Origin of the sequence: uncultured Cocleimonas sp., assembly GCF_947495625.1 — a bacterium.
GTDB lineage: Bacteria > Pseudomonadota > Gammaproteobacteria > Thiotrichales > Thiotrichaceae > Cocleimonas.
This window is the reverse complement of sequence record NZ_CANLZW010000002.1, coordinates 65,995-89,629: the sequence shown is the minus strand read 5'-3', so window position 1 is coordinate 89,629 and position 23,635 is coordinate 65,995. Positions and strand designations below refer to the sequence as shown.

24 protein-coding genes are annotated in these 23,635 nt (G+C 41.1%); 15 read left to right on the top strand and 9 right to left on the bottom strand.

Going from position 1 to position 23,635, the window contains the following annotated elements:
- The first annotated feature begins 186 nt into the window (after nt 1–186).
- From Q1A31_RS01555 to Q1A31_RS01525, 7 genes are all read left to right on the top strand, one after another.
- The gene (locus Q1A31_RS01555; RefSeq protein ID WP_299871365.1) at nt 187–1,209 is read left to right on the top strand and encodes a hypothetical protein; all 1,023 of its coding nucleotides are present in this window, start codon (nt 187–189) and stop codon (nt 1,207–1,209) included.
- Nucleotides 1,210–1,643: 434 nt separating this feature from the next.
- Nucleotides 1,644–2,657, top strand: coding sequence for a carboxypeptidase-like regulatory domain-containing protein (locus Q1A31_RS01550; protein ID WP_299871362.1), 1,014 nt, complete (start codon nt 1,644–1,646; stop codon nt 2,655–2,657).
- A gap of 113 nt (nt 2,658–2,770) precedes the next feature.
- Complete coding sequence (locus Q1A31_RS01545) at nt 2,771–3,811, top strand: PLP-dependent cysteine synthase family protein (RefSeq protein WP_299871359.1); 1,041 nt, start codon at nt 2,771–2,773, stop codon at nt 3,809–3,811.
- 126 nt (nt 3,812–3,937) lie between these two features.
- Complete coding sequence (locus Q1A31_RS01540; protein WP_299871356.1) at nt 3,938–4,726, top strand: alpha/beta fold hydrolase; 789 nt, start codon at nt 3,938–3,940, stop codon at nt 4,724–4,726.
- Nucleotides 4,727–4,809: 83 nt separating this feature from the next.
- Entirely contained in the window at nt 4,810–5,433 is a 624-nt protein-coding gene (locus Q1A31_RS01535; RefSeq protein ID WP_299871353.1) for a class I SAM-dependent methyltransferase, read from the top strand.
- 389 nt (nt 5,434–5,822) lie between these two features.
- Nucleotides 5,823–6,845 carry a tryptophan--tRNA ligase gene (trpS, locus tag Q1A31_RS01530; RefSeq protein ID WP_299871350.1) on the top strand — a complete coding sequence of 341 codons (1,023 nt, stop codon included), beginning with the start codon at nt 5,823–5,825 and terminating at the stop codon, nt 6,843–6,845.
- 118 nt (nt 6,846–6,963) lie between these two features.
- Nucleotides 6,964–7,179, top strand: coding sequence for a DUF6434 domain-containing protein (locus Q1A31_RS01525; protein WP_299871347.1), 216 nt, complete (start codon nt 6,964–6,966; stop codon nt 7,177–7,179).
- Nucleotides 7,180–7,277: 98 nt separating this feature from the next.
- Here Q1A31_RS01525 and Q1A31_RS01520 read toward each other — a convergent pair whose 3' ends face one another.
- From Q1A31_RS01520 to Q1A31_RS01510, 3 genes are all read right to left on the bottom strand, one after another.
- Complete coding sequence (locus Q1A31_RS01520; RefSeq protein ID WP_299871344.1) at nt 7,278–7,583, bottom strand: hypothetical protein; 306 nt, start codon at nt 7,581–7,583, stop codon at nt 7,278–7,280.
- Between the two features lie 14 nt (nt 7,584–7,597).
- The gene (locus Q1A31_RS01515; protein ID WP_299871341.1) at nt 7,598–8,698 is read right to left on the bottom strand and encodes a YHYH protein; all 1,101 of its coding nucleotides are present in this window, start codon (nt 8,696–8,698) and stop codon (nt 7,598–7,600) included.
- Between the two features lie 196 nt (nt 8,699–8,894).
- Complete coding sequence (locus tag Q1A31_RS01510) at nt 8,895–9,791, bottom strand: LysR family transcriptional regulator (protein ID WP_299871338.1); 897 nt, start codon at nt 9,789–9,791, stop codon at nt 8,895–8,897.
- 188 nt (nt 9,792–9,979) lie between these two features.
- Here Q1A31_RS01510 and Q1A31_RS01505 point away from each other — a divergent pair, with 188 nt between their 5' ends.
- The 5 genes from Q1A31_RS01505 to Q1A31_RS01485 all read left to right on the top strand — a co-directional run bounded on the left by Q1A31_RS01505 (nt 9,980) and on the right by Q1A31_RS01485 (nt 13,831).
- Nucleotides 9,980–10,969, top strand: coding sequence for a zinc-dependent alcohol dehydrogenase family protein (locus tag Q1A31_RS01505; RefSeq protein WP_299871335.1), 990 nt, complete (start codon nt 9,980–9,982; stop codon nt 10,967–10,969).
- Nucleotides 10,970–11,041: 72 nt separating this feature from the next.
- A complete protein-coding gene (locus tag Q1A31_RS01500; protein WP_299871332.1) occupies nt 11,042–11,338 on the top strand; it encodes a DUF1330 domain-containing protein in 297 nt (98 codons plus the stop codon).
- 48 nt (nt 11,339–11,386) lie between these two features.
- Entirely contained in the window at nt 11,387–12,367 is a 981-nt protein-coding gene (locus Q1A31_RS01495) for an LLM class oxidoreductase (protein WP_299871329.1), read from the top strand.
- Between the two features lie 11 nt (nt 12,368–12,378).
- Nucleotides 12,379–13,182, top strand: a complete 804-nt coding sequence (locus Q1A31_RS01490) for an SDR family NAD(P)-dependent oxidoreductase (RefSeq protein ID WP_299871326.1) — start codon at nt 12,379–12,381, stop codon at nt 13,180–13,182.
- Nucleotides 13,183–13,339: 157 nt separating this feature from the next.
- The gene (locus tag Q1A31_RS01485) at nt 13,340–13,831 is read left to right on the top strand and encodes a GNAT family N-acetyltransferase (RefSeq protein WP_299871323.1); all 492 of its coding nucleotides are present in this window, start codon (nt 13,340–13,342) and stop codon (nt 13,829–13,831) included.
- A gap of 49 nt (nt 13,832–13,880) precedes the next feature.
- On the opposite strand, the gene Q1A31_RS01480 is transcribed toward Q1A31_RS01485, so the two are convergent.
- Nucleotides 13,881–14,357 (bottom strand): redoxin family protein, encoded by a 477-nt coding sequence (locus tag Q1A31_RS01480; RefSeq protein WP_299871320.1) that lies wholly within the window; start codon nt 14,355–14,357, stop codon nt 13,881–13,883.
- Between the two features lie 215 nt (nt 14,358–14,572).
- On the opposite strand from Q1A31_RS01480, the gene Q1A31_RS01475 reads away from it, so the two are divergent.
- Nucleotides 14,573–16,228: an AMP-binding protein gene (locus Q1A31_RS01475; RefSeq protein ID WP_299871317.1), complete on the top strand. Its 1,656-nt coding sequence runs from the start codon at nt 14,573–14,575 to the stop codon at nt 16,226–16,228.
- 81 nt (nt 16,229–16,309) lie between these two features.
- Complete coding sequence (locus Q1A31_RS01470) at nt 16,310–16,846, top strand: hypothetical protein (RefSeq protein WP_299871314.1); 537 nt, start codon at nt 16,310–16,312, stop codon at nt 16,844–16,846.
- A 238-nt stretch (nt 16,847–17,084) separates the two neighbouring features.
- Here the strand turns inward: Q1A31_RS01470 and Q1A31_RS01465 are convergent, their stop codons facing one another.
- Nucleotides 17,085–17,807, bottom strand: coding sequence for an endonuclease/exonuclease/phosphatase family protein (locus Q1A31_RS01465; RefSeq protein ID WP_299871311.1), 723 nt, complete (start codon nt 17,805–17,807; stop codon nt 17,085–17,087).
- A 188-nt stretch (nt 17,808–17,995) separates the two neighbouring features.
- Between Q1A31_RS01465 and Q1A31_RS01460 the strand changes: the two genes are divergently transcribed.
- On the top strand, nt 17,996–18,805 hold the full coding sequence (locus Q1A31_RS01460; RefSeq protein ID WP_299871308.1) for a DUF3050 domain-containing protein: 810 nt from the start codon (nt 17,996–17,998) through the stop codon (nt 18,803–18,805).
- Between the two features lie 36 nt (nt 18,806–18,841).
- Here the strand turns inward: Q1A31_RS01460 and Q1A31_RS01455 are convergent, their stop codons facing one another.
- Genes Q1A31_RS01455 through Q1A31_RS01440 form a run of 4 tightly spaced genes read right to left on the bottom strand, consistent with a single transcriptional unit; the run spans nt 18,842 to nt 23,633 of the window.
- A complete protein-coding gene (locus Q1A31_RS01455) occupies nt 18,842–19,327 on the bottom strand; it encodes an asparaginase domain-containing protein (RefSeq protein ID WP_299871305.1) in 486 nt (161 codons plus the stop codon).
- A gap of 30 nt (nt 19,328–19,357) precedes the next feature.
- Nucleotides 19,358–21,058: an ABC transporter ATP-binding protein gene (locus tag Q1A31_RS01450; protein WP_299871303.1), complete on the bottom strand. Its 1,701-nt coding sequence runs from the start codon at nt 21,056–21,058 to the stop codon at nt 19,358–19,360.
- Entirely contained in the window at nt 21,055–22,245 is a 1,191-nt protein-coding gene (locus Q1A31_RS01445) for an ABC transporter permease (protein WP_299871300.1), read from the bottom strand. Before Q1A31_RS01445 ends, Q1A31_RS01450 begins: the two co-directional genes overlap by 4 nt.
- 8 nt (nt 22,246–22,253) lie before the next feature.
- On the bottom strand, nt 22,254–23,633 hold the full coding sequence (locus Q1A31_RS01440) for an ABC transporter permease (protein WP_299871297.1): 1,380 nt from the start codon (nt 23,631–23,633) through the stop codon (nt 22,254–22,256).
- Nucleotides 23,634–23,635 lie beyond the last annotated feature (2 nt).

The following is a 23,635-nucleotide window of genomic DNA, read 5'->3' as shown; positions in this document are numbered from 1 at the left end:
GTATAGAATTTTCTTGTAATTTATACTCTGCCAAAAAGCTATGACATCATCGACTTTAAATTTTATATGTCATAAGCTAAAAACAGGCTAAAAGTAGGGGGGTGTCTAAAATTAAAGCGAGCTATCCCAAACTGTGGCATTGAAGTGCTTGAATCAACACATTAATAAAAAATTCAACTAAATTTTATGTTTAGAGCAAAATCAAAAATATTTTCATCACTAGATGAATTGAAAACATATTTAACCATTATTGAAACGAGTAAATACCTTTCTTCCATCTATAGAGATGAATTCATAATAGAGGAATTAAATTACAAGAAAAATCCTCCACACTTAAATGCAGTGAGTGGCATAGAAATCCAATACCTGGATATAACTGGAGAATTAAATCCTATCGATTGGGATTCGATAACACAGGTTTTATCAACACTTGAAAACAATATTGGAATGACTGGAAGAGTAAAGGTTGCTATTCGATATGATGAGCCTGATCATGAGTTATCTAATGATGCTTATGAATGCGTTTCAATTATTAATGAAAATGGTAAATATTTTTTCAGTTATTCATTCAACGCAACAAGAGCAGCGCTTGATCGTGAAGTTGGCATCAAACAGATTGAGAATATTGTTCAGGTCATGCAGTTACCTATATCCCTAATACGAGAAGATAATAATAACTTTATTTTAGAGCATTCAAATGGCTTAACACTTGAAATACATGATTCTCATCTATTTAATAAAAACCCAACTTCATTTACGTGTGAAATAGATCTTGCCAATATTGGGGAATTGATAGGAAAATTAAAACTTTTTGTCGATAATTTTATATGGAACACGATCACCGATGTTGATTGGCATGCTGGTTATAGCGTGAGAAGTGATAATTCATCAGACTCATTACAAGAGGCAAATGAAAAAAAAGTCGAAATATACAATACAGCAATTGATCATAATCTTCCGGCACAAAGTTTTTATATGTGTCCAAGTTTTAAACTAATAACCCTAGATGATATTCAGACCCTTCGCACTTTTTGTGCAGAAAATCATGTGTTTACTGTACGAATTGGAGTAATGGTTTTCACGGATTTAAGAGTATTAGTTAGTATAGGTGTTAGTTCAGATGGCTACCGTATTCAAGCAGGGACAGCAGATAAAGAAGCGATAGATAAACTTTCATCCGTTCTTAATATTGAATTTGAAGACAATTAGAAGTTAATCTGTATGTATGGGTAATAAAAAATAAAACTATTATAAATCAAGCCTACCATGGGTGATTAGATCAGGGAAAAGTGCCGCGCAAAGTATAAATTCTATTTACGTTTTTAAACGACAAAACCGAAGGAAAGGCGTAGCCGTATAAATATCATTCCGCAAAGCATAAGTTCTATTTACATTTTTAAACTAAAAAAATGTAAATAGAACGTGACCATTAAACATTCTAGATTCTTTGTTTATTATGGTTAGTTACGTATACAGTCTCATTGTTTATCTAATAAAAAATATTCAGTCTATAGGTGGATGTCTGAATTTTTAATTTATAAGGTAGATTTGAACGATAAATTTCTTAAAAAAGGATGGTCAATAGAAAGAGATGAATGATTTCACAGTAACTTTTCAGATATGGTAGAAAGGGGTAACTTAAAATGATAAATAAAATAGCCTCGACAATTATCTTACTTATGTTATCGACAACAATAGTTTGCTCACTACCAACAGCAAAAATTACTATCAGGGTAATTGATGAGTCAGGTGAAGTTGTTGAGAATGCGAAAGTAGGTGCTGCTATTGAAAAGCCTAAGAAAAAAGGTATTGGATCAGATTCTAAGAATGTCAGAGGATTGACTGATAAAAATGGTATGTACACCGTTAGTGGATCTTCAGAACCACATATTGGTTTTAGCGTAACAAAAGATGGTTACTATAAAAGTATAGGTCGCTTTAAAGAATTTACAGGTGTCACAGGTTTTTATGGATTAAGAAAATGGAAACCTTGGAATCCTACAATCGATGTTGTTCTTAAAAAGATTATTAATCCAATTCCTCTGTTCGTGGCAGAGAACATAGGTAAAGGCATAACCTATGATCCACCTGCTATTCTACCCGAAGAAGGTAGAGATTTTGGGTATGACTTAATTGCTAACGATTGGGTTGTACCCTACGGGCAAGGCTTACACAGTGATTTTATATTTAAAATCATTGTTGACCGATATGTTGATGCAAGTGACTATGATTCTACGATGTTTCTAAATTTTACTAGCCCTGACGATGGTATTCAGCCCTTTTATCAGCATAAAATACGGGGTAGTAAATTACGTTCTTCTCATAACGCGCCGAAAGATAAGTATGAGAACGTTTTAAAAATAAGATACCTTGCAGAGAAAAATAAGATAAAAAACCTTCCAATTAAAGATAACCAAAATTATTACTTTAGAGTAAGAACCAAACGTGATGATAAAGGAAATATTGTGGAAGCACTTTATGGAAAAATATACGGTAATATAGAATTTTTAATGCCAAGAAATGAAGACAAAGGAGAAATTTACTTTTCTTATTATCTAAATCCAAATAATAACGATACTAATATTGAGTTTTCTCCAGAAAAAAATCTATTTCCAAAACCTAAGCGACTTCGTGGGAAATACAGTTTTAAACCATAAATAAATTTTTAATAATCAAAGCTTAAAAAAAAAGTGCCTCGCAAAGCATAAATTCTATTTACGTTTTTAAACGACAAAAACGTAATATCATTCAAAAGTAGGGGGGTGTCAATATGAGTACATGGACCACAGAAGCGATTAATAAAATAACTGCAGACTATAATCGCTCGGCAGATACACACCTGATTAAACTTGAGCTGCCTAAATTACTGGGCATAAATATCTATCTTAAAGATGAAAGCACTCACCCGACGGGAAGTTTAAAGCATCGATTAGCACGTTCTCTGTTTTTATATGCCTTATGCAATGGCAAGATCAATCAAGGTACTTCGGTGATTGAAGCATCTTCTGGCAGTACTGCAGTTTCAGAAGCTTATTTTGCGCGAATGATTGGCGTTCCCTTTATCGCGGTAATGCCGGATAACACTGCGCATAGTAAAATTGAGCTTATCGAACTCTATGGTGGGCGTTGTCATTTTGTTGATTGTCCGACGAAAATTACCAGCGAAGCGATGCATCTGGCGGAATCTTTGAATGGTCATTTTATGGATCAATTCACCTACGCCGAACGCGCGACTGATTGGCGTGGTAGTAATAATATCGCCGAAAGTATTTACGAACAGATGCAAGACGAGCCTCATCCGGTACCGCATAGCATCGTTATGAGTGCAGGCACGGGCGGCACCTCTGCTACCTTAGGTCGATACATTCGCTTTAAAGGTTACGATACCCAATTGCTGGTGGTTGACCCTGAAAACTCCGTGTTCTACGACTGTTTTATGCAAAAGGACCGAACACTTGCATCTAAGATAGGAAGCCGTATCGAAGGCATTGGCCGTCCGCAAGTAGAAGCTTCTTTCCAACCCGATATCATCGATGAAATGATGCAAGTGCCTGATGCCGCTAGTGTCGCCACCATCTTTTGGCTAGAGAAAATAATCGGTCGTAAAGCAGGAGCATCGACAGGTACAAATCTCTGGGGTGTCCTTGAAGTGGCGAAACGGATGATGGCAAATCAGCAAACAGGTTCAATCGTGACCTTAATGTGCGATAGTGGTCATCGTTATATGGATACTTATTACAACGACGATTGGGTGAGTGAACATCTTGAAGATTTAACACCGTATCAGAAACAACTGGAAGCATTTATTTAAAATAAAACCGCCTTAAAGTAGGGGGGTGACTTTTGTATACGGACCTAATTAATAGCTGTCTACTAATTGGTTAGCTAGTAAATAGTTTTATAAAAAGTGCTTAGTTAATAGCTACGTAGAATAAGTATGAACAATACAAAAACTCAAGAATATGAAATTGAAGTTGCTGGCGGGCATATCTATGCAAAAAAATGGATATCAGAAACCACTACAACAGAATCACCCCTAATTTTACTTCATGATTCTTTGGGTAGTGTCGATTTATGGAAAGACTTTCCATTAGTGCTGGCGGAAAAACTCTCTCGACCTGTTGTGGCTTATGATCGTTTAGGTTTCGGCAAATCAAGCTCGCGCGATACATTACCTTCATGTGATTTTATAGAAGAGGAAGCGATCGAATATTTTCCTGCTTTAAAAGAAACACTATCCTTAAATAGCTATGCACTATTTGGTCATAGCGTGGGTGGTGGCATGGTGATTAATATTGCAGCTCGTGATATTGATTGCGAGGCAGTAGTGACGATGTCTGCGCAAGCTTTCGTCGAAGAGTTAACGATTAAGGGGATAGAGGAGGCAAAACAATTTTTTGCACAACCAGGTCAGCTAGAACGGTTACAGAAATGGCATGGCGATAAAGCAAAATGGGTGTTAGATGCATGGACTGAAGTCTGGTTATCAAAAGCATTTGCAAACTGGAGTCTTCAGTCGTGTATAGGAAATGTCAGTTGTCCCGTTCTGGCAATCCATGGTGAAAATGACGAATACGGTTCTCTAGCGTTTCCTGAATTTATCTCAGAAAATACTAGCGGACAGTCAGATATGCTTGTTCTTAAAGACTGTGGCCACACGCCTCATAAAGAAAAGCCAGAAGAAGTCTTCAAGGCGGTAAAGCAGTTTTTAGATAAAGTGATATAAATAAATTGCCTTTAGGGGCTTATAATTCCTCGTATAAAATCAAAAATTCTATATACCGTGAACTCAAATGAAGGTTTCAAGCGATGTCATTTTTAACTGCATTTTTTTATGATAAATGTATGAAAGCTACAGAAGATGCCTGTTTGATTGAGTGGCGAAGAGGTCTTTTAAAAAATGTTGAAGGCAAGGTTTTAGAGATTGGAGCGGGAACTGGTGCGAGTTTAGAGCTGTATCCTGATTCATCAAAATTGCAATTATCATTGTCTGAGCCGGATAAAAATATGAGGGTTCAACTTGAAGAGAAAATTCGATCTAAAAACTTAACGCAGATTTCAGTTTTGTCTTGTTCAAGTGAAAAAATTGACAGTGATGACGAAACTTTCGATTTCGTATTTGCTTCTCTTGTGTGTTGTACAGTCAATGATGTTGAAGCGTCACTCAAAGAAATCAAACGTGTTTTAAAACCCAATGGTAGTTTTATTTTCCTCGAACATGTGGCTTCAGAATGTGGCAGTGATCGCAGAAAATGGCAAAATCGGTTAAATCCATTTTGGCGTAAACTGGCGGGGAATTGTCATTTAAATCGTGAAACTGAAAGCTATATTGAAGATGCTGGATTTACATTCCATGAGATTAAACATGAAAGTATGCGAACAGCTATGGCGCTTGTAAGACCAACAATTCGTGGCATAGCGAAAAAGAGTTAATATGTGATCATATTGAACGGGTCACAAAGAACTGGTCAAAACGAACTCATTAATATCGCCAAAGATCTAGGCACTAAAAAGTTACAAGAATAAAAAACTGCCCAGCTCTGCATAAGTTCCTTTGGTCATTTCAAACAACGAAATGAAAAGTCACTTAAAGTAGGGGGGTGTGTTTATTAATTGTCCTAGTACTGTTGAACCACTTTCAGTGAAGTGGTAACTTGCGCTCCATGCAAGCTAATCTCACTTTTCATCTCATTCCAATTTTCTGGTGGCGTTCTATCTCCTAGAGCGGTGCTGAATCACATGTGTTCAAAGCCGTCGGATGACAGCTTATGAATTTCGTAATTTTTGTCTCCGTCAGTAGAATTTAGCAGGAGTTTTAAATTATGAATAATCAATTAGATCCAAACAAAAAAGAAAAAGTATTAACCGGCGATAGAGCAACGGGACAGTTGCATCTTGGGCATTATGTCGGTTCACTTCAGCAAAGAATCTCGTTGCAGGATCAATACGAGCAAACCATCCTGGTTGCCGACTTACAAGGTTTGACCGATAACGGTCATAACCCACAAAAGGTTTCTTCTAATATTTTAAATGTGGTGGCAGATTATTTAGCTGTCGGGATTGACCCAAGTAAAACAACAATTTGTTTGCAGTCGGCGATTCCAGCGTTATCTGAACTCACCATGTATTATTCTAATCTGGTATCCGTGGCGAGATTGCAGCGAAATCCAACGGTTAAAAACGAGATAGCGGGTAAATCTTTTGGGGCTTCTATTCCCACAGGTTTCTTAACTTATCCGATTAGTCAGGCTGCAGACATTACCGCCTTTAAAGCTACTTTAGTGCCTGTTGGAGATGATCAGTTGCCGATGATCGAACAGACCAATGAAATCGTCAGAAAACTAAACAACGTAGCTGGGGAAGAGATTCTGGTTGAGTGTCGGCCTCTGCTAAGTAAAGTGACACGTTTGCCTAGTATGGACGGTAAAGCGAAGATGTCTAAATCGATGGGTAACTGTATTTATCTGGGTTCTAGCGAAAAAGAAATTTCCAAAGCCGTAAAGTCGATGTATACCGATCCGAATCACCTAAAAATAGAAGATCCCGGCCAAATCGAAGGCAATGTCGTGTTTACCTATTTAGATGCTTTACACCCAGATGTCGCCTATGTTGCAGACTTAAAGGCGCAATATCAGGCAGGTGGTCTTGGTGATGGAACTACCAAAAAGATTCTGGAAGAATGCCTGCAGGAGACTTTAAAGCCGATCAGAGAAGCCAGAGAAGGTTTTATTTCAGATAAAGCGCAACTGATTGAAATACTAAAAGCGGGTAGTGAGAAGTCGCGAGAAGAATCGAATCAGGTATTGAACGATGTGAAGCGAGCGTTTGGTTTGGATTTGTTTTAATCCATCTAAGCTATGTAAAAAAACGCCTCAGCTCTGCATAAATTCCATTTACGTTTTTAAACAAAAAAAGTCATTTAAAGTAGGGGGGTGACTAATTAACGATAAGGAGAAATGCCGTATGGATAATTTTGATTGGCATAGTGATCAAATAACAACGGACACTCCGGTTACTGATAGCTACCGTAATACACAAAACGTCAGGCGTTTTTTAACAGAAGTTTGTGGCCTCGGTTTCAAATTTAATCGGTCATTTATGGCTTGGATAAAAAACGGGGAACCCAAAACAATGGGTGATGTTGCCGCAGAATGGTTAAGGCGTGAACAGGATAAATAAAAATAGGTAAATCGCTGGATAAATAGTGGCGCAACTTTAACAAATGCGCCACGTTTGCATGATCGGAGCTAAAAGATTACAGAAACTACTTATCTGCGCTAATGCTTATGCTCATTGTTGGAATCTGTGTTTGCAGACTCGATTTTCTGGATAGGTTTGTTTCTAACGCATATCAAATCTGTTTCTGACATCAGCTGACAGGTGCCAATGTACAAGTCGCTATGACCACCTTGGTACTGACAGGCTTGCGACTTTTGTTTCTGTTTGCATACTTCCACTGCAACCTTGTTGAGTGAACCAGAGTGCGCATAAACCATGCTGTTTGTGAGTAATAATGCCGATACCGATAAAAAACCAAGTACTGCTTTCTTGATCGATTTTCTTGATGCTATTGTTTGAGTCATTGTTTGAACTCCGATCACGATTTTGTCGGCGGGTTATTAGCAGGAGGAGGTCCGTCAGGTCTGCCAGCACCACCAGGTCGACCGCCAGGAGGAGGTCCATCATGTCCGCCTGTTGCACGAACGGTTTCTCCGTGAAGACAGCCAATAAACATATTCTCGCTCGGGCTTGCTGCACGGTAGTGATAGCCTCGAATGTCATCGCTTGTGCCACGACATTCATCAAGTGACTCTGCTTCCTTGCCTTGTGCATCTTTCATCGCATAAATGCCATAGCCATCTGCGGCATAACCAATCAGTGGTGCATAGCCATCATCGGTTTTTACTGGGGCGTCTGTACATCCGGTTGAAGAATGATAGTGATATCCCTGATGAACATTAATGTGTCCACCACAATCATCAAAAGCAGCAATGGTATACGCACCTAAAATTGCATCAACAGGTGCTGGTCCAGAGAGCTCTGATCCATCTAGGGCAATACCTGTTGTTCTAGCTCGGCTAGTTTTTGCCGCTGGGATAGGAGTCGTTGGTATCAAGAAAGTTCGTGAGAAATCTGCGTCTAAATACGACAACTCACATTCTATACAGTTTTGCTTGTACTGTTCCTCAACATCAGGTTTTGCCGCACCTAGGCAAGCTTCTTTAGTCGCTGTGTAATGGACTTTGTTGGTTGCTGGGTCGTAAAGCTTCCAGTTTGTATCATCGTAATAACTGGCTAGATTTACTATGAAATTTCCGGTGATATCGACTAAGTCTCCTGCGCCATCTCTGCTAAACCATGCGCCGCCAGTATCAGCTCCGTCGGAGGTTGTTCTTGGGCAGAAAGGACCTGGCTCACGTCCTGCAGGTGCACCAGCTGTTACCATTTGATAACACGTGGTTTTCGTGCCTTCTGCGGTTTCGCAATCAACGATTTTAGGCTCTTCAGTAAAAGACCCCTTTGCAAACATAGAAATATCTATTCCCTTTGCAGGATTAATCATCACTTTTTGCTTGGTATCATTGTTAGTGGTAGCTGCCTGTTTACTCGTATCAACAGAAGAACTGTTACACCCCGCTAACACGAGTGCACTAAAAGCAATACTGCTAATGAATAGACGATAGCTTGTTAAGCCCATGATATTTATCCTGTTTCCTTAATAGAATGAGGTAACTGTAACACAGTTAATCGGGGTACTTTACGCAACAAAAGTGTAAGAAATATGAAAGTTTTGAATCTAGTAAAATAGAAGTTGTATCTTAGAATAATAAAAAAGTGCCCCAAAGTAGGGGGGTGACTTTGTGTTATATAAATAAGCCTTTTCCCTTAATAGACTAGGCTTTATCCCAATAAACCGGGCTCGAATATAGCTCTGAAAAGTAGTCAATAAACACTCTGACCTTGGGTGCGAGTAATTGTGAGCTTGGGTATACCGCCCAGATAGCGGTATCCGAGACCAATGGAAAGTCTTTTAAAATTTCTACCAGCTCGCCGCTTTCGAGATGTTTATAAGCAATCCATTGTGAGTTGATGGTGATGCCTAAGCCATCGACGCAGGCATCTCTAACTGCTTCGCCATTATCCGATCGGAAACGGCCTTTGGTTTTTATGGTGACTTGTCCTTTGGGTGTTTCAAATACCCAGTTCTCAAGCCCCATTAGGTTTATGCAGTTGTGATTTTCTAATTCTTCTGGTGTCTTTGGTTCGCCAAATTTTTCCAGATATTCAGGAGAGGCGCAGATGATTCGATTATCAGGTGCTAATTTGCGTGCGATTAAGGTGGAGTCTTTGAGATCTGAATTACGAATGGCAATATCAAATCCACCTTCTACCAGATCTACAATCGCATCTGAAAAACGAAAGTCGATAGTGAGGTCAGGGTAGCGCGTTAAGAAGTCTTTTACTGCGGGCATCATGTGCATGCCGCCAAATGAAGCGGGTGCGGTTACTCTTAAAACCCCTCTGGGGAATACTTCGCCTGCACCGACGGATGCTCGTGCTGCTTCGACACTGGATAATACTTCTACCGCGTGTGGCAGAAACGCTTCGCCTTCTTCTGTGAGCGATACTTTTCGGGTGGTGCGATGCAGTAATCGAACGCCTAATCTTTCTTCCAGCTTATTAATGTGGGAACTGGAAACCGCAGGGGATAGTCCTAGCTCTTGACCGGCAGAGCTAATGTTATTGGTTGCGGCAAGTCGCACGAATAGCTTGAGATGTTCTATGTTCATGTTTTGACTATTACCCTGCTCAATTTTATTGTTTCATCAATATCAATATCAATATCAATATCAATATCAATATCAGGTTTTCTATTATCAATAAAATCAGAAAACTGATTTTATATATTAGTCTATTATCATTTTATATTAAATAATTATACTAGTCTCACAATCAATCAAATAGAGATAGTAAAAAAATGAAAGCAATGATTATTAATGATTTTGGTGGACCAGAAGTATTTGAGTCTGCCGAAGTAGCAAAACCAGAAATTAAAGCAGGTCACGTATTGGTAAACATTGCGGCGACTAGCGTTAACACTGTCGATACAATGATTCGTCAAATGGGTAAAGAATTACCTTTATCTCCTGACGCTCCTGCGATTTTAGGTATGGATTTCGCAGGTACGATCGAAGAAGTCGGTGAAGGAGTGACTGATTTTGCAGTGGGTGATGAAGTTTATGGTTGTGCTGGCGGTTTAGCGGATCTTCCGGGTACATTGGCAGAATATATCGTGGCTGATGCTAAGTTAATTGCGCGTAAAGCTAAAAATTTATCGATGCATGAAGCAGCTGCAATCCCGTTAGTGGGAATTACCGCTTTTGAAGGTTTGAAACGTGCTGGAATTTCTGCAGGACAGCAAGTACTCGTTCATGGTGGTGCAGGTGGTGTGGGGCATTTGGCTTTACAGTTAGCGCGTCATTTTGGCGCAGATGTTTACGCCACCGGTGGTACTGATAAGCAATTGGGAATCATCGAAAAACTAGGCGCTACAGCGATTAATTATCAAACAGATAGCGTAGCTGATTATGTCGCGAAGCATACTGATGGTGCTGGTTTTGATGTTATCTTTGATACGGTAGGCGGTGAGAATATGACGAACTCATTTGAAGCGGCTGCTCTGAATGGTCAAATCGCATCAACCGTTTCATTACTGGAAATAGATTTATCTCCTGCACATTTCAAAGGCTTGTCTTTGCACGTGGTATTCATGCTGATTCCAATGCTATATAACCATAAACGTGAAGTGCATGGTCAAATTCTTAGTGAGATCACTAACATTGTAGAAGCAGGGAATTTAAAGCCGATTCTCGATGATAATGCATTTTCTTTAGCTGAGGTGGGCGCAGCTCATGCCCGATTAGCTAGTGGTGAAGCAACGGGTAAAGTTGTTGTCGATATCAACTAAGTATTTATTTAGAACCAACCTGGTATTTGTGAAGTAACACCAGGTTGGTTATCCACATTTAAGGAAAACTATATGTCTTATTATTCAGTATTAGAAGTAACGCCAACCAATGAAGATTGGATCGCGGATTATGTCGCCTCTGCGAATCGTTTAGTGACAGCACATGGTGGCAAATATTTAGCGAATACCCCAGTGCACGAACGTTTAGAAGGTAAGGGCGATGATGTTGCTATACGCGTTATAATTCAGTGGCCTTCAAAAGAAGCGGCAATCGCATTTATGAATGATCCGGAATATGCACCTCTTCTAAAAGGACGCACTGAAGGTTCTATTAGTAATCATGTTCTTATTGAAGGTAAGGAAGATTAAACTTAAACCCATTTAATTTTAATCCAGAACCTAGACAGAAGAATCATTATGAGCAGTACTGACCAAACAGCATTTCCAGAAATAAACCGTGGCTACAATAACGTATTCCGTCCTAATAAATTGAGTGTAGGCCTGGTTGTAGCGATAGAGAACTATAACAATAGCCCAGTGCCTAGCATGGAAAACCATATCGAACGTGTTCAACTGGCTGAAGCGCTCGGGTTTGCTTCTATCTGGTTGAGGGATGTACCGTTTAATGTGCCATCGTTTGGTGATGCAGGACAAACTTACGACCCTTTTGTTTATCTGGGTTTTTTGGCGGCACACACTACAAGAATCTCACTCGCAACGGGCAGTATCGTCCTACCTTTGCGTCATCCTGCACATGTTGCCAAAGCAGCGGCGACTGCGGATGTGCTATCAGGTGGGCGTTTAATTTTGGGAATAGCTTCAGGCGATAGACCCGAAGAATACCCTGCGCTGAATATGTCATTTGATGATCGGGGGAAACGTTTTCGAGACAGCTTTGAATACATCAAACGCATGTGGGAAACCGCGCCTGCGTTCGAAAATGACTATGGCACGCCATACGGTGGTATGGATATGTTGCCAAAACCAACCTCGGGTAGATTACCGTTGATGATAACGGGTGGCAGTCAGCAATCACCGGATTGGCTCGCGAGTAATGGTGATGGATGGGTAACTTATCCGCGTAATGTGCAAGCTCAACAGCGTTTAATCTCAAGTTGGCGTTCACGTGCCAAAGAGTTAGATGCGCCATTCAAGCCGGTATCCCAATCACTATACATCGACTTGGTTGAAGATGATGATGCAACTCCGCAGCCGATACATCTGGGATTCCGCTCAGGGGTTAATTACCTTCGAGATTATTTATCGTCACTCGAAGAGATTGGTGTAAACCATGTGGCGATTAATCTACGTTTTAACCAAGCGAATATTGAGACGACGCTAGAACGATTATCTGACAAAATTTTACCTGACTTTCCGAGTTCAGGCTTTCAATCATAAGAGATTAGAAAATGAAAAAGACAATTCTACTTACAGGTGCCACAGACGGCATTGGCTTAGCAACGGCAAAAATGTTGTTAGAGCAAGGCAATCATTTATTGCTACATGGACGCAATCCTCAAAAACTGGAAGACGTGGTTAACACCTTGTCGTCTCAGGTAGAGGGCGCGAACATCGAAAGCTATGTGGCGGATTTATCGAATTTGTCTGAGGTAAAGAAATTTGCAGATGCTGTGGCTGAGAAACACGATAGTCTTGATGTACTTATCAATAATGCCGGTGTTTTCAAAATCAATGATCCGATGACGCAAGATGGTCTTGATGTACGTTTTGTAGTGAATACATTGGCACCTTATTTGTTAACGAAACAACTGCTACCACTACTAGGTAACAATGGACGAGTTGTTAATTTATCGTCTGCCGCACAAGCGCCTGTCAGTATCAATGCGCTCTATGGTAAAGCCAGACTCGATGATATGGGTGCCTACGCACAGAGTAAATTGGCTATCACCATGTGGTCGAGTGTTCTCGCAGAAAAACTAAAAGATGGTCCCATGATCGTTGCCGTAAACCCGGGATCATTACTCGCCAGTAAAATGGTCAAAGAAGGTTTTGGTGTTGAAGGGAGTGATATAAATATCGGTGCAGATATTCTGACACGTGCAGCATTATCGGATGAGTTTGCAAATGCTTCGGGTAAATACTTCGATAATGATTCGAAGCAATTTTCACCACCGCATCAAGATGCATTGAATCAGCAAAAATCAGAAGCAGTTGTAGCTGCTATTGAGAGTATTTTAGAAGATATTTCTTAATTTAAAAAAGTGCTCAGCCGGAGCGTAGCGGAGACAACGTTGGAACGCAGTGACGACGACCCGAAGGGTGAGGTTTTCATGTAATTAGAATGAAAAAACCTCATAAAGTAGGGGGGTGACCTATAATTCACCCTCCAATTAAGAGTATTACTAAATCATGTCAGATTTAACTATTCGATCAGCCACAAAACTCGATCTAGATAGATGCTACGAAATAGAGACAGTGTCTTACGCAGGTGATGAGGCGGCGACTAAAGAAAAAATTCTAAAACGAATAGAAACTTATCCTGAAGGCTTTATTGTTTTAGAAAATAGTGAAGAGATTATTGGGTTTATAAATTCAGGGGCAACGCATAAAGTTGAGCTGTCTGATGAGGAATTCAAAGAGCTCATTGGTCATGATCCAAGCGGTAAACATATCGTAATAATGTCTGTTGTCGTACATCCCAAGTATCAGGGTAAAGGCATGGCAAGTAAGCTCATGGATAACTTTATTGTATCAATGAAAGCATTGGGTAAAACTGAAATGTACTTAATTTGCCAGACTGAATTGATTGATATGTACGCTAAGCATGGCTTTGTTCACCTTGGTGAATCAGATTCTGACCATGGTGGTCTGAGTTGGCATGAGATGTCCTTGTCTTTGTAGAATAGAGTCTTAATAAATTAGAGCTCGTATAGATTAGAATCTTTATAGATTAAATTTTTAGCATATCCCGCATAGCAACAACATCAGTAGTTCCACCTGCCATATTATTGACTACTTTTCCTTCACGATCACTCACCATAAAGAAAGGCACACCACGTTGCTGAGCCTTTTCAAAGAATTCCCCTGATGGATCAAGCAATACGGGGAAAGGATAGCTTGCGGCATATTTTTCCGTAGCTTGCTGGGTATCTTTACCGATGATGACTTTTACATCGACACCTTCGTCTTTAAGTGTTTTCGCCATATCGATAATTGTTGGACGCAGACTTTTACAGGCTGGACACCAAGGTGCGACATAAACGGTTAAGCATTTTTCACCCATACAACGTCCACCTACCGAACCATCCACTTCATTAAAAGGGTTTTCGTTATGCACTTGCAGAATGGCTGTTGGCATTGTGCTGGATTGGCCGAAAAATAAGAAGCCAACAAGTCCGATTATTCCCAGTAAATACAGCTTATTCATTTTTCTACCCTTATGTTTATTTTGCTAATTTATTTTTATGACAGCGAGTATATCTTATTCATGTTTTTTGCGTGAGGGATGCTGATCAGCTGTTTATTAGCCGTCTTAAGTCTTCTGAAAATATCACTCGTGTTTTGGTCTAAACTCAAATGTACTTAATAAAAAATCTAGTTAGTAAATAATAAAAACTGTAAAAGTAAAATGGGAGAGCTTCAGTGTTAGAAAAAAAAGATACTTATGAAGAAACTTGCGCCGCATTAAAATGGGATATTCCAGAGTATTTCAATATTGGTGCAGATATCTGCGATCGTTGGGCAGACGCTGATCCAGATCGTATTGCATTGATAGATGTTGAAGAAAACGGTGACTTTGAAGAATATAGCTACGCTGATTTAAAAGCGATGTCTAATCAGTTGGCTAATGCGCTAGCAAATTTAGGTGTTGAGCGTAAAGACAATGAGATTGGCGACAGGGTTGGGGTATTATTGCCGCAATGTGTTGAGACTGCGGTTGCACATATTGCCGTGACTAAAATGGCTTGTGTGTCGATTCCATTATTTACACTTTTTGGTCAAGAGGCTTTGCTGCATAGATTGCGCGACTCGAGTGCCAAAGTGGTGATAACTAATGCAGAAGGTGCGGCAAAAATTGCCAGTATCAGGGATGAGCTACCAGAGCTTAAACATGTTTTTTCAGTTAATGGCGCAGATGTAAACGCTGAAAACTTCCACGATTTTTATCAAGGAGAAAGTACAGAGTTTACTCCGGTAAAAACGCATTCTGAAGACGCTGCATTACTGATTTATACCTCTGGAACTACAGGAAATCCTAAAGGTGCACTGCAAGCGCATCGTACTTTATTGGGACATCTCCCCGGTGTAGAAATGAGTCACAATTTCCTACCTTATGAAGGTGATAAATTCTGGACTCCGGCAGACTGGGCGTGGATTGGCGGGTTACTAGATGTGTTAATGCCGGCGTTACATCATGGCATTCCTACGGTGGCATATCGCTTTTCTAAATTTAATAATGTCGCCGCATTAGAACTGATTAAAAAGCACAATATCCGCAATGCATTCTTGCCACCAACCGCTTTAAAAATGATGCGACTAGTGCCTGATGCTGAGAAGTTTGGAATCAAAATGCGCTCAGTCGCCAGTGGCGGTGAAACCTTAGGCACAGAACTCATCGAGTGGGGTGAAAAAGCACTAGGCACAACGATTAATGAATTTTACGGTCAAACTGAATGCAATATGATCGTATCTGCTTGCTCTGCTCAGGAATATCCCGCCCCTGGTGTAATGGGGCGTGCGGCACCTGGATTTGTGGTTGATGTTATTGATGCAGAAACGGGAGAGATCAAAGAGGCTGGAGTTGAAGGCGCGATTGCGGTGCAAGTTCCAAACCCCGTAATGTATATCCAATACTGGAATAAGCCCGAAGCAACTGCTGAGAAAACCAAGAAGTTTGGTGATGTAGAGTGGCTGTTTCTAGGCGATCGAGGGATTCGTGAAGAAGATGGCCGATTGAGATTTGTGGGGCGTGATGACGATGTCATCTGTTCTGGTGGTTACCGCATAGGACCGGCAGAAATTGAATATTGCTTGATTTCTCATCCGGCAGTTCAATTAGCGGGAGCAGTGGGTAAGCCCGATGAGTTAAGAGGTGAACTGGTCACTGCTTATGTGACACTTACTGAAGGTTATAAGGAATCTCCTGAGCTTGCAGATGAGATTGCCCAATACGTAAAATCGCGTCTAGCTGCGCATGAATATCCACGAGAAGTACGCTTTATCGACGCAATGCCAATGACCACCACAGGTAAAATTATTCGTGGTGATTTACGTAAAATGGCGATATCAGAAACTTAACTGATACCTTAAGGGTCAGAGCTAGTTAGTATATTTCTTATATTTAGTTAACAAATTATAAAAATTAGAACAGGAGTTGTTATGTCACTTGAAAACCGTTTTACCCATGATGAAATATTTCTACTTTCAACCACACCTACTCAGATAGGAACTGTTATGGCCTTTTCCGAAGGAAGTGGTTTAGGAACAATCAAAGAGATGTTCGCCAGTTCGAAAGGCTTTATCAATGGACTCAAAGAATATCCTGACAATGAGATTATTACGGGTGTATTACCAAATGTAACTGACTTGAAAGAGTCGATGAGTAAAGCCAAGGAAATGCGTCAAGAAGCAATGGCAAGGCTAAAAGAGAAGGGTATTAAGTCGAGCGAAGGTTTACGCGCGCAACTACTCGAAGATAGCCGTGCAGTTTCTAAAATACTTGAAGAAAAAGCCTCTGAAGATGAAGCAAAAGAATACAAAGAATGGGCGATGGGTATCGCCGAGAATGTAGCGAAAGCAGCAAAAGAAGGCGGCTTCTTAGGTATCGGCGGAACGCGTGTTAGTGATGGGGAAATAGAAGCTTTTGCTGAAATTGCGAATGCACTGGGTACTTCGACTCGATTAACGAATATCTAAAAAGTTCTTTTTGCATGTTAATTCTTGGTTTTAATAGAGGTTGCGGTGAGGATTGCGTCGAAGACTTTGAGTATTTAATGGCATTAACAGGGTGGAGTCAAACCACCCTGATGGTGGTTTTTTTCTCGGCTATATTTCTGCTGTTGATTGCACTTGTTTTACTGATTCATAAACTGAAATAAAACGCAGATATTCTAAAAGAAACGAATCTTAAAAGCTTGATTTTAAAGTGCGTGTTTTAAAGATCTAATTCAACGCGTAATCCATAATGATCAGAGGGTCTTACATCCAAAGTCGGCACCTTCTCTTTACCAAAAGTCTCAAAGCTTTTTACCCCCACTTGATGTGCCCATACTCTATCAAATCGACTGCTACGTTGCTCTTCTTGCCAGGTGATTTTATGGCGTTTCGGTTTACCCGCGTTACTCCAGGCATCAATGATATTGCCGTGATTTAAAGCTTCCCATTCCTCTTTACGTAGATTGGTATCACCCGCGAATACACAGGGTCCAAGATTGGACATTTGATCAATCACGAATTGCGCCTGATCGATGCGCTCATGTTTGCCCGGCTTCATGCTTTCTAAGTGGGAAGTCATCACTGTTAAACCATCGAGTTTTAGTGTGGTTAACTCACGGCCTTGCTGGGTATAGGAGAAGGGTTCTTGATTATAATCCAGTACTTTCTGTCTGACTGCAACGACTTCAAAATAAGAGCGTATACCGGGTTCGTTTGGAAATAGCGTAAACCCAGCTGCTTGAAAATGTGGTTTGAGGTGCGCGAAATAGGTTCTTTCTACGACTTCCTGCAACAGCACAATGTCTGGCGTATTGGGTGTAAAATCAGGAGCGATTGCCGCTTCGATCGGTGCGCCGAGTAGAATTTGAAACATCGCAGCTTCGGTTCGCATATCAATGTGTTCGTCTTCGAGACCGTTAAGATTCCAGCTAACTAATTTCAATTGCGTTCCTGTTATTTCATGTTTATGGAAAAAGGGCTCTAAAGATGGGGGGTGACATTTTCCACTACCTACTATTTGCAGTAACCTTAAACTCTATAGAGATATTTCCTATATAATTTATTGCTAATATAATGGTTTAGACAATCTAAACCAACCCGCATCAGATTTACTCAAGGAAGAGAGATATTATGCCTAAAACAATTAACAGTGACATCATTTCTTCGATTAAACAAAAGCTTGAAGATCATCCAATTTATGAAGCGGTCGAATCTATAGAGGATTTGCAATGTTTTATGCAACATCATGTCTACTCTGTTTGGGATTTCATGTCTCTGGTTAAATATGTGCAAGCTACTGTAGCTCCAGCTAAAGCGCCCTGGTTGCCGGGTGGTGATTCTAATGTGCAGCGTTTTATCAATGAGTTAGTGTTAGAAGAAGAAACGGATGAGGGAATCAATGGCGAAGGTTACTCCAGTCATTTCGAATTATATCAACAGGCGATGCTGGAAATTGGCGCTGATATTTCGATGAGCAACGCATTCCTTGATAATGTTCGTCAGCAAGGCCTAAAGCAGGCTTTATACATGGGGAATATCCCAAACTTATGTCGTGACTTTACTGAAGTAACGTTTAGCTGTATTGCTGCTGATAAAGCCCATGAAGTTGCAGCATCACTGGCTTTGGGTCGTGAGCATATTATCCCTACTATGTTCCGCGCGATTCTCAATCGCACCGGCGTTAGCGAATCACAAGCGCCAACCTTTCATTACTATTTAAACCGTCATGTGCATATGGACGAAGAAGTCCATGGCCCATTATCATTACGTTTGCTCAACGGATTATGTGATGGTGATACTGTCAAAATAGACGAGGCCATAATCGCAGCTCAAACAGCGGTTGAAGCGCGAGTAAAGTTATGGGATGACTTGCTGCTTGTGATTAATCATCAAAAGCAGCAGAAAACCGCACTTTCAGATCTGCATTTAAAGATAGCTTAAAAAAATGCCCAGAAGTAGGGGGGTGTCTTTTTATATTTATAAAGCCTGAAAAACACCTAATTCGCGGTTTTTAATCACATCATCGTAGTTAAATATCATGCCATTCATGGCGACGAAGACTCCATGTTTAGAGGCTTGAACTGCGCCAAGGGCAAATCCAAAATTGAATACGGCATCGGTATCTTTGAAGACATAGGGAATCATGGCGCCGATTAAAACAATGGTTTTATTCAGTTGCTCTTTACCAAGCATATTGGCAGTTTCAACCATGGTGTCAGTACCATGCGTAATCAGGATTTTATCTTGTGTTGCATTATGACAGGCTTTTAAGATCGAGCGTCTATCTGCATCTGTCATGTCCAGACTGTCTTTGAGCATCAGTTGCTCAATATCAATGGATGCACTGTTACGCCCAAGGTGCAGTATTTCCTTGAGATGGGTTTCGGTAAAGTGCAGTTCGCCATTGGACTGGTTGTAGGTTTTATCAATGGTGCCGCCGGTAAGGAGTAGTTTGATGCTCATGTTGTGATTTTTCCGTTCCAGTTTAATGGTTTATAGTTTTAAGCGTGGCACCGCTTCGATTAATTCCTTGGTATAAGAATTTTGCGGATTACCACATACATCATCAGTATAGCCTTGTTCTACAACTTTGCCGGATTTCATCACGATGGTTTCATCACTAAGGTATTCGACCACCGCTATATTATGGGTGATGAATAATAAGGTCAGATCTCGCTGTGCTTTGATTTCTTGCAACAACTGCAAGACTTCTGCTTGCACTGATACATCCAATGCACTGGTAATTTCATCACACACAATAAACTCAGGGTTTAAGGCGAGGGCACGCGCAAGACCAATGCGTTGTCGCTGGCCGCCAGAAAATTCATGCGGGTAGCGCCATAAGAAATCTCGTTCTAGTTGTACCGCTTCCATAACCTCGGCAGCTAGTTCTAGGCGTTCTTCATCGCTATTACCAATATTGTGTACTTTCATTGGCTCGGTAATAGTTTTGGCGATTAATAAACGCGGATTCAGAGAAGATTGCGGATCTTGAAAAGATATTTGCATCTTCTTGCGCCACGGTTTCAGTTCATCTGCTGATAAACCGACTAATTCGTGACCATCTATTTTGACACTGCCTGCGGTAGGTTTTTGCAGTTGTAAAATGGCTCTGCCCAAGGTGGTTTTACCCGAACCTGATTCGCCTACCAAAGCGATAATTTTGCCTTTATTGATATCCACAGTTACGCCATCGACTGCACGTACGTGATCAACTACTCGTTGAAAAATGCCTTTACGAATAGGAAAGAAAACATCGAGGTCTTTGACACTTACTAACGGTTTCTCTGAACTAGGGTCTTTGATCTTTTCGCGTTTTGGTAGATTTTCCGGAACAGCGGCCAGTAATTTTTTACTGTAAGGATGCTGTGGGTTTTTGAGTATTTCTTTGGTTTCGCCAAATTCAATCAACTTACCCTGTTTCATTACACCTACGCGATGCGCAATCTGTGACACCACACCAAAGTCATGGGTGATAAATAAGATGCTCATGCCTTTGCGTTCCTGTAACTCTCTCATGAGTTTTAGAACTTCGGCCTGTACGGTAACGTCGAGCGCAGTAGTTGGCTCATCCGCAATTAATAGATCAGGTTCGCAAGCCAGCGCCATCGCAATCATTATGCGTTGTCGTTGTCCGCCTGAAAGCTCGTGCGGGTAATTATCAAAGCGTGTTTCTGCATCTTTGATTTGTACTTCCTGCATTGCAATTAAGGCACGATCTCTGGCTGATTCGTCAGACATTTCAGGATGATGCAATAATAGCGCTTCCATGATTTGCTCACCCACGCTATCGACAGGGTTTAGCGATGTCATCGGCTCTTGAAAAATCATTGCGATGCGTGAACCACGAATGTCGCAAAGCTGGTTTTCTTTAAGGTCCAGCATGTTTACTTTTTCATACGTGGTTTTTTGTTGGGAGTTTATTCCTAAACCTAGACCACTTTGTTTGCGCCAATCAAAAAGAATACTGCCACTGGGATGGTGACTGATTTTTGCAGGTAATAACTGGATGATAGAAAGTGCCAGTATCGACTTGCCACTGCCGGATTCGCCAACTAAACAGAAGGTTTCACCTTTTTCGATATTGAAAGTGACATCATCGACCGCTTTAACGGTTTCATTGGCGCTTTGCAAATAGGTTTTTAATTGCTTAATCTCGACTAAGTGGTCACTCGATGCCTTTTTCTCTGTCATCCAACCACTCCAGCTTTCTTCGCTAATTGAGGATCGATAGCATCACGTAACGCTTCACCCATCAGGTTATAAGCAAAGACGGTAAGGAAAATAGCGCCACCCGGATAAACCGCCATCCACCAGTTAAAGGTAGATGATTGAACTGCCTGATTTAGCATTTGCCCCCACGACGGAGCACCAACAAGGCCAAGTCCCAGGAAGCTTAACATTGCTTCGGCAAGAATGGCTGAGGCAACACCAAAGCTGAGACCCACTAATAATGGTGCTATTCCATTGGGTAACATGTGTCGAAACAGAATTGATCTGAGAGGTAAACCACTGGCGATGGTGGCTTGGACAAAATCCATTTTGCGTAATCGCAGGAATTCAGCACGAATATAGCGGGCGTAACCAGACCAGCTGGTGAGGCCGATTATCACCATCATGATGTAAATACTTCGTCCAAAAAATGCCACAAACGTAAGGAGTAAAAATAGCGTCGGAATCGATTCAAAAATCTCTACCAAACGCATTCCCAGCATATCTACAATACCTGAGAAGTATCCCATCAATCCGCCAAGAATCACGCCAATGACCATCGCGATACCCGTTGCAATGAAGCCAATGCCCAAAGCAATCCTTGAAGCGTGAATCATGCGGCTAAGTACATCTCCGCCGTTTTCCTCAGTGCCCATCCAGTGCGTATATTCGCTGTTCTCCAGAGGTGCTTCTAATGGTGTTGCCTGTGAATCACGTAAATAGTCTTCTGGCGCATAGGGAATAGGGGGCATGACTACCCAGTCGTAGTTAGTGGCTTTTATGTCTTCACGAAAATCAGAATAAACAACATTTTGTTGTACGGTGACAAACTGTTTACTGACTATCGTAGAGCCCACGATAATGATCAGGAAAAATAGTAGGAGGCTTTTAATCGAATTTCTAAGCGGGCTTAGAAATAGCAGAATAAGCACAAAGAATGCAATTAAAACAACGATGTCTTCAACACTTAAGTAGCGAAAAACAGGGGCTGATATTTCGCCGTTTAAGCTAACTAATAAAGGCATACTGTTGGCAAGAAAGGGTGCGAACACGGCGGCAATAACCAATATGCCAACCCACATTAAACCTATTTTTGCTCCCCAGCCAGAAAAGGTGTGCTTTAAAACACGGCGCAAAAATCCGGATGATCTATGTTTTACATTATCCATATATGCTCCTATTCATAGGAAACCCGTGGGTCTACAATTGTATAAAGGAAGTCTGCCAGCAGGTTACCAACCAAGGTCAATAGACCGCTGATTAAAGTAATCGAGAGAATCAATTCTCTATCTCTGCCTTTAACCGCTTCAAGTGCTAGCTTACCCATACCTTCGATACTGAAAATAGTCTCTACGATGATTGATCCTGCAATCAAGCCTGGCAAAATGCCTGCTGTGGCAGTAATCAAAGGCATCAAGCTATTTCGAAATACATGTTTCCACAGTACATCGTTTTCACTCACTCCTTTGGCGCGAGCGGTGCGTGCGTAATCTGCCTGCAGGTTTTCTAGAATAGACGTTCGGGTTAGCTTGGTTAGGAACGCAAAGCTACCATAGGAAAGCGTAATAATAGGCAAAATAAGATGCCAGATTCTATCAAACAGGAAGCCTCTTACGATATCTTCAGCAATGAAATTGAAGCCAATGGTAAGGCCAAAACCAGCACCCAGAATACCCAGTATGCCGACTCTAAACGCAGGTGACTCAATCCAGCCCAGCAAGGCTATGGTGATTGCCCCAAGTATTGGTAGTGAGATTTGATGCAATAGCAAATCTTCAGGGTGTGCAGCTGACATCCACCAGCCAGCAGCAACCCCTAAGATTGCTCCAATAACAATACGTGTTTGTTTGTGATGCCATAGGGCTAAACTGACCATTGCAGCAGCACCTATTGTCATCCCGAGAAATAGTTTAAAGACCGATATCAGTGATAAGCCCGTGGGTAAAAACGTCATGTCCAAGGCTTCTCGTTCACTTAAGCCTGCGGTGGGAAACCACTGCCAGTGCTGCACATTAGCGAAGAAGCCGATTAACAAAACACCGGTGAGCATTGACGGAATCGACCACAAGGCCAATAACGACACACTGGAAGCTACATCAAACCGGCCACCGCGATCGGTGGCTGCTTTCACCCCTATGACTATTGCTATGATATAAATGAGCGGAATCGTGATGAGGTTCAGTAATAAGGTTATTGGCAGTCGTTCTTTGATTAACTCTGATACATCACGCCCATAGTTGAAGCTTTGTCCTAGATCTGATCCCTTGGTAAATGAAAACTTATCAAAGTTATTATCGTCATCCAGCGTAAATCCGATCGGCGAGATATTATTCAACCAGCGCAAGTATTGAATCGGGGCAGGGTCGTCCAGGCCATAGCGTTTGTTGTAGTAATCTTCCAGTGCTTTACGTTCTGCGGGTTTCATATCGAGCCCGCCAGTCAAAGACTGTGCGCTAATGCCGCCTGGTGAAGATGCCATAATGGAAAACACCACGATGGTAATCCCTAACAAGGTAGGAATCATCAAAAGCAGGCGACGTATTATATAAGCTAACATGT

Bases quoted from the DNA above. Each gene is read 5' to 3' on its own strand.
- Q1A31_RS01455 (WP_299871305.1), bottom strand. From the start codon at position 19,327: ATGAGCATCAAACTACTCCTTACCGGCGGCACCATTGATAAAACCTAC.
- Q1A31_RS01515 (WP_299871341.1), bottom strand. From the start codon at position 8,698: ATGGGCTTAACAAGCTATCGTCTATTCATTAGCAGTATTGCTTTTAGT.
- Q1A31_RS01460 (WP_299871308.1), top strand. From the start codon at position 17,996: ATGCCTAAAACAATTAACAGTGACATCATTTCTTCGATTAAACAAAAG.
- Q1A31_RS01505 (WP_299871335.1), top strand. From the start codon at position 9,980: ATGAAAGCAATGATTATTAATGATTTTGGTGGACCAGAAGTATTTGAG.
- Q1A31_RS01470 (WP_299871314.1), top strand. From the start codon at position 16,310: ATGTCACTTGAAAACCGTTTTACCCATGATGAAATATTTCTACTTTCA.
- Q1A31_RS01510 (WP_299871338.1), bottom strand. From the start codon at position 9,791: ATGAACATAGAACATCTCAAGCTATTCGTGCGACTTGCCGCAACCAAT.
- Q1A31_RS01555 (WP_299871365.1), top strand. From the start codon at position 187: ATGTTTAGAGCAAAATCAAAAATATTTTCATCACTAGATGAATTGAAA.
- Q1A31_RS01535 (WP_299871353.1), top strand. From the start codon at position 4,810: ATGTCATTTTTAACTGCATTTTTTTATGATAAATGTATGAAAGCTACA.
- Q1A31_RS01520 (WP_299871344.1), bottom strand. From the start codon at position 7,583: ATGACTCAAACAATAGCATCAAGAAAATCGATCAAGAAAGCAGTACTT.
- Q1A31_RS01440 (WP_299871297.1), bottom strand. From the start codon at position 23,633: ATGTTAGCTTATATAATACGTCGCCTGCTTTTGATGATTCCTACCTTG.
- trpS (WP_299871350.1), top strand. From the start codon at position 5,823: ATGAATAATCAATTAGATCCAAACAAAAAAGAAAAAGTATTAACCGGC.
- Q1A31_RS01545 (WP_299871359.1), top strand. From the start codon at position 2,771: ATGAGTACATGGACCACAGAAGCGATTAATAAAATAACTGCAGACTAT.
- Q1A31_RS01525 (WP_299871347.1), top strand. From the start codon at position 6,964: ATGGATAATTTTGATTGGCATAGTGATCAAATAACAACGGACACTCCG.
- Q1A31_RS01450 (WP_299871303.1), bottom strand. From the start codon at position 21,058: ATGACAGAGAAAAAGGCATCGAGTGACCACTTAGTCGAGATTAAGCAA.
- Q1A31_RS01500 (WP_299871332.1), top strand. From the start codon at position 11,042: ATGTCTTATTATTCAGTATTAGAAGTAACGCCAACCAATGAAGATTGG.
- Q1A31_RS01540 (WP_299871356.1), top strand. From the start codon at position 3,938: ATGAACAATACAAAAACTCAAGAATATGAAATTGAAGTTGCTGGCGGG.
- Q1A31_RS01485 (WP_299871323.1), top strand. From the start codon at position 13,340: ATGTCAGATTTAACTATTCGATCAGCCACAAAACTCGATCTAGATAGA.
- Q1A31_RS01480 (WP_299871320.1), bottom strand. From the start codon at position 14,357: ATGAATAAGCTGTATTTACTGGGAATAATCGGACTTGTTGGCTTCTTA.
- Q1A31_RS01550 (WP_299871362.1), top strand. From the start codon at position 1,644: ATGATAAATAAAATAGCCTCGACAATTATCTTACTTATGTTATCGACA.
- Q1A31_RS01495 (WP_299871329.1), top strand. From the start codon at position 11,387: ATGAGCAGTACTGACCAAACAGCATTTCCAGAAATAAACCGTGGCTAC.
- Q1A31_RS01490 (WP_299871326.1), top strand. From the start codon at position 12,379: ATGAAAAAGACAATTCTACTTACAGGTGCCACAGACGGCATTGGCTTA.
- Q1A31_RS01445 (WP_299871300.1), bottom strand. From the start codon at position 22,245: ATGGATAATGTAAAACATAGATCATCCGGATTTTTGCGCCGTGTTTTA.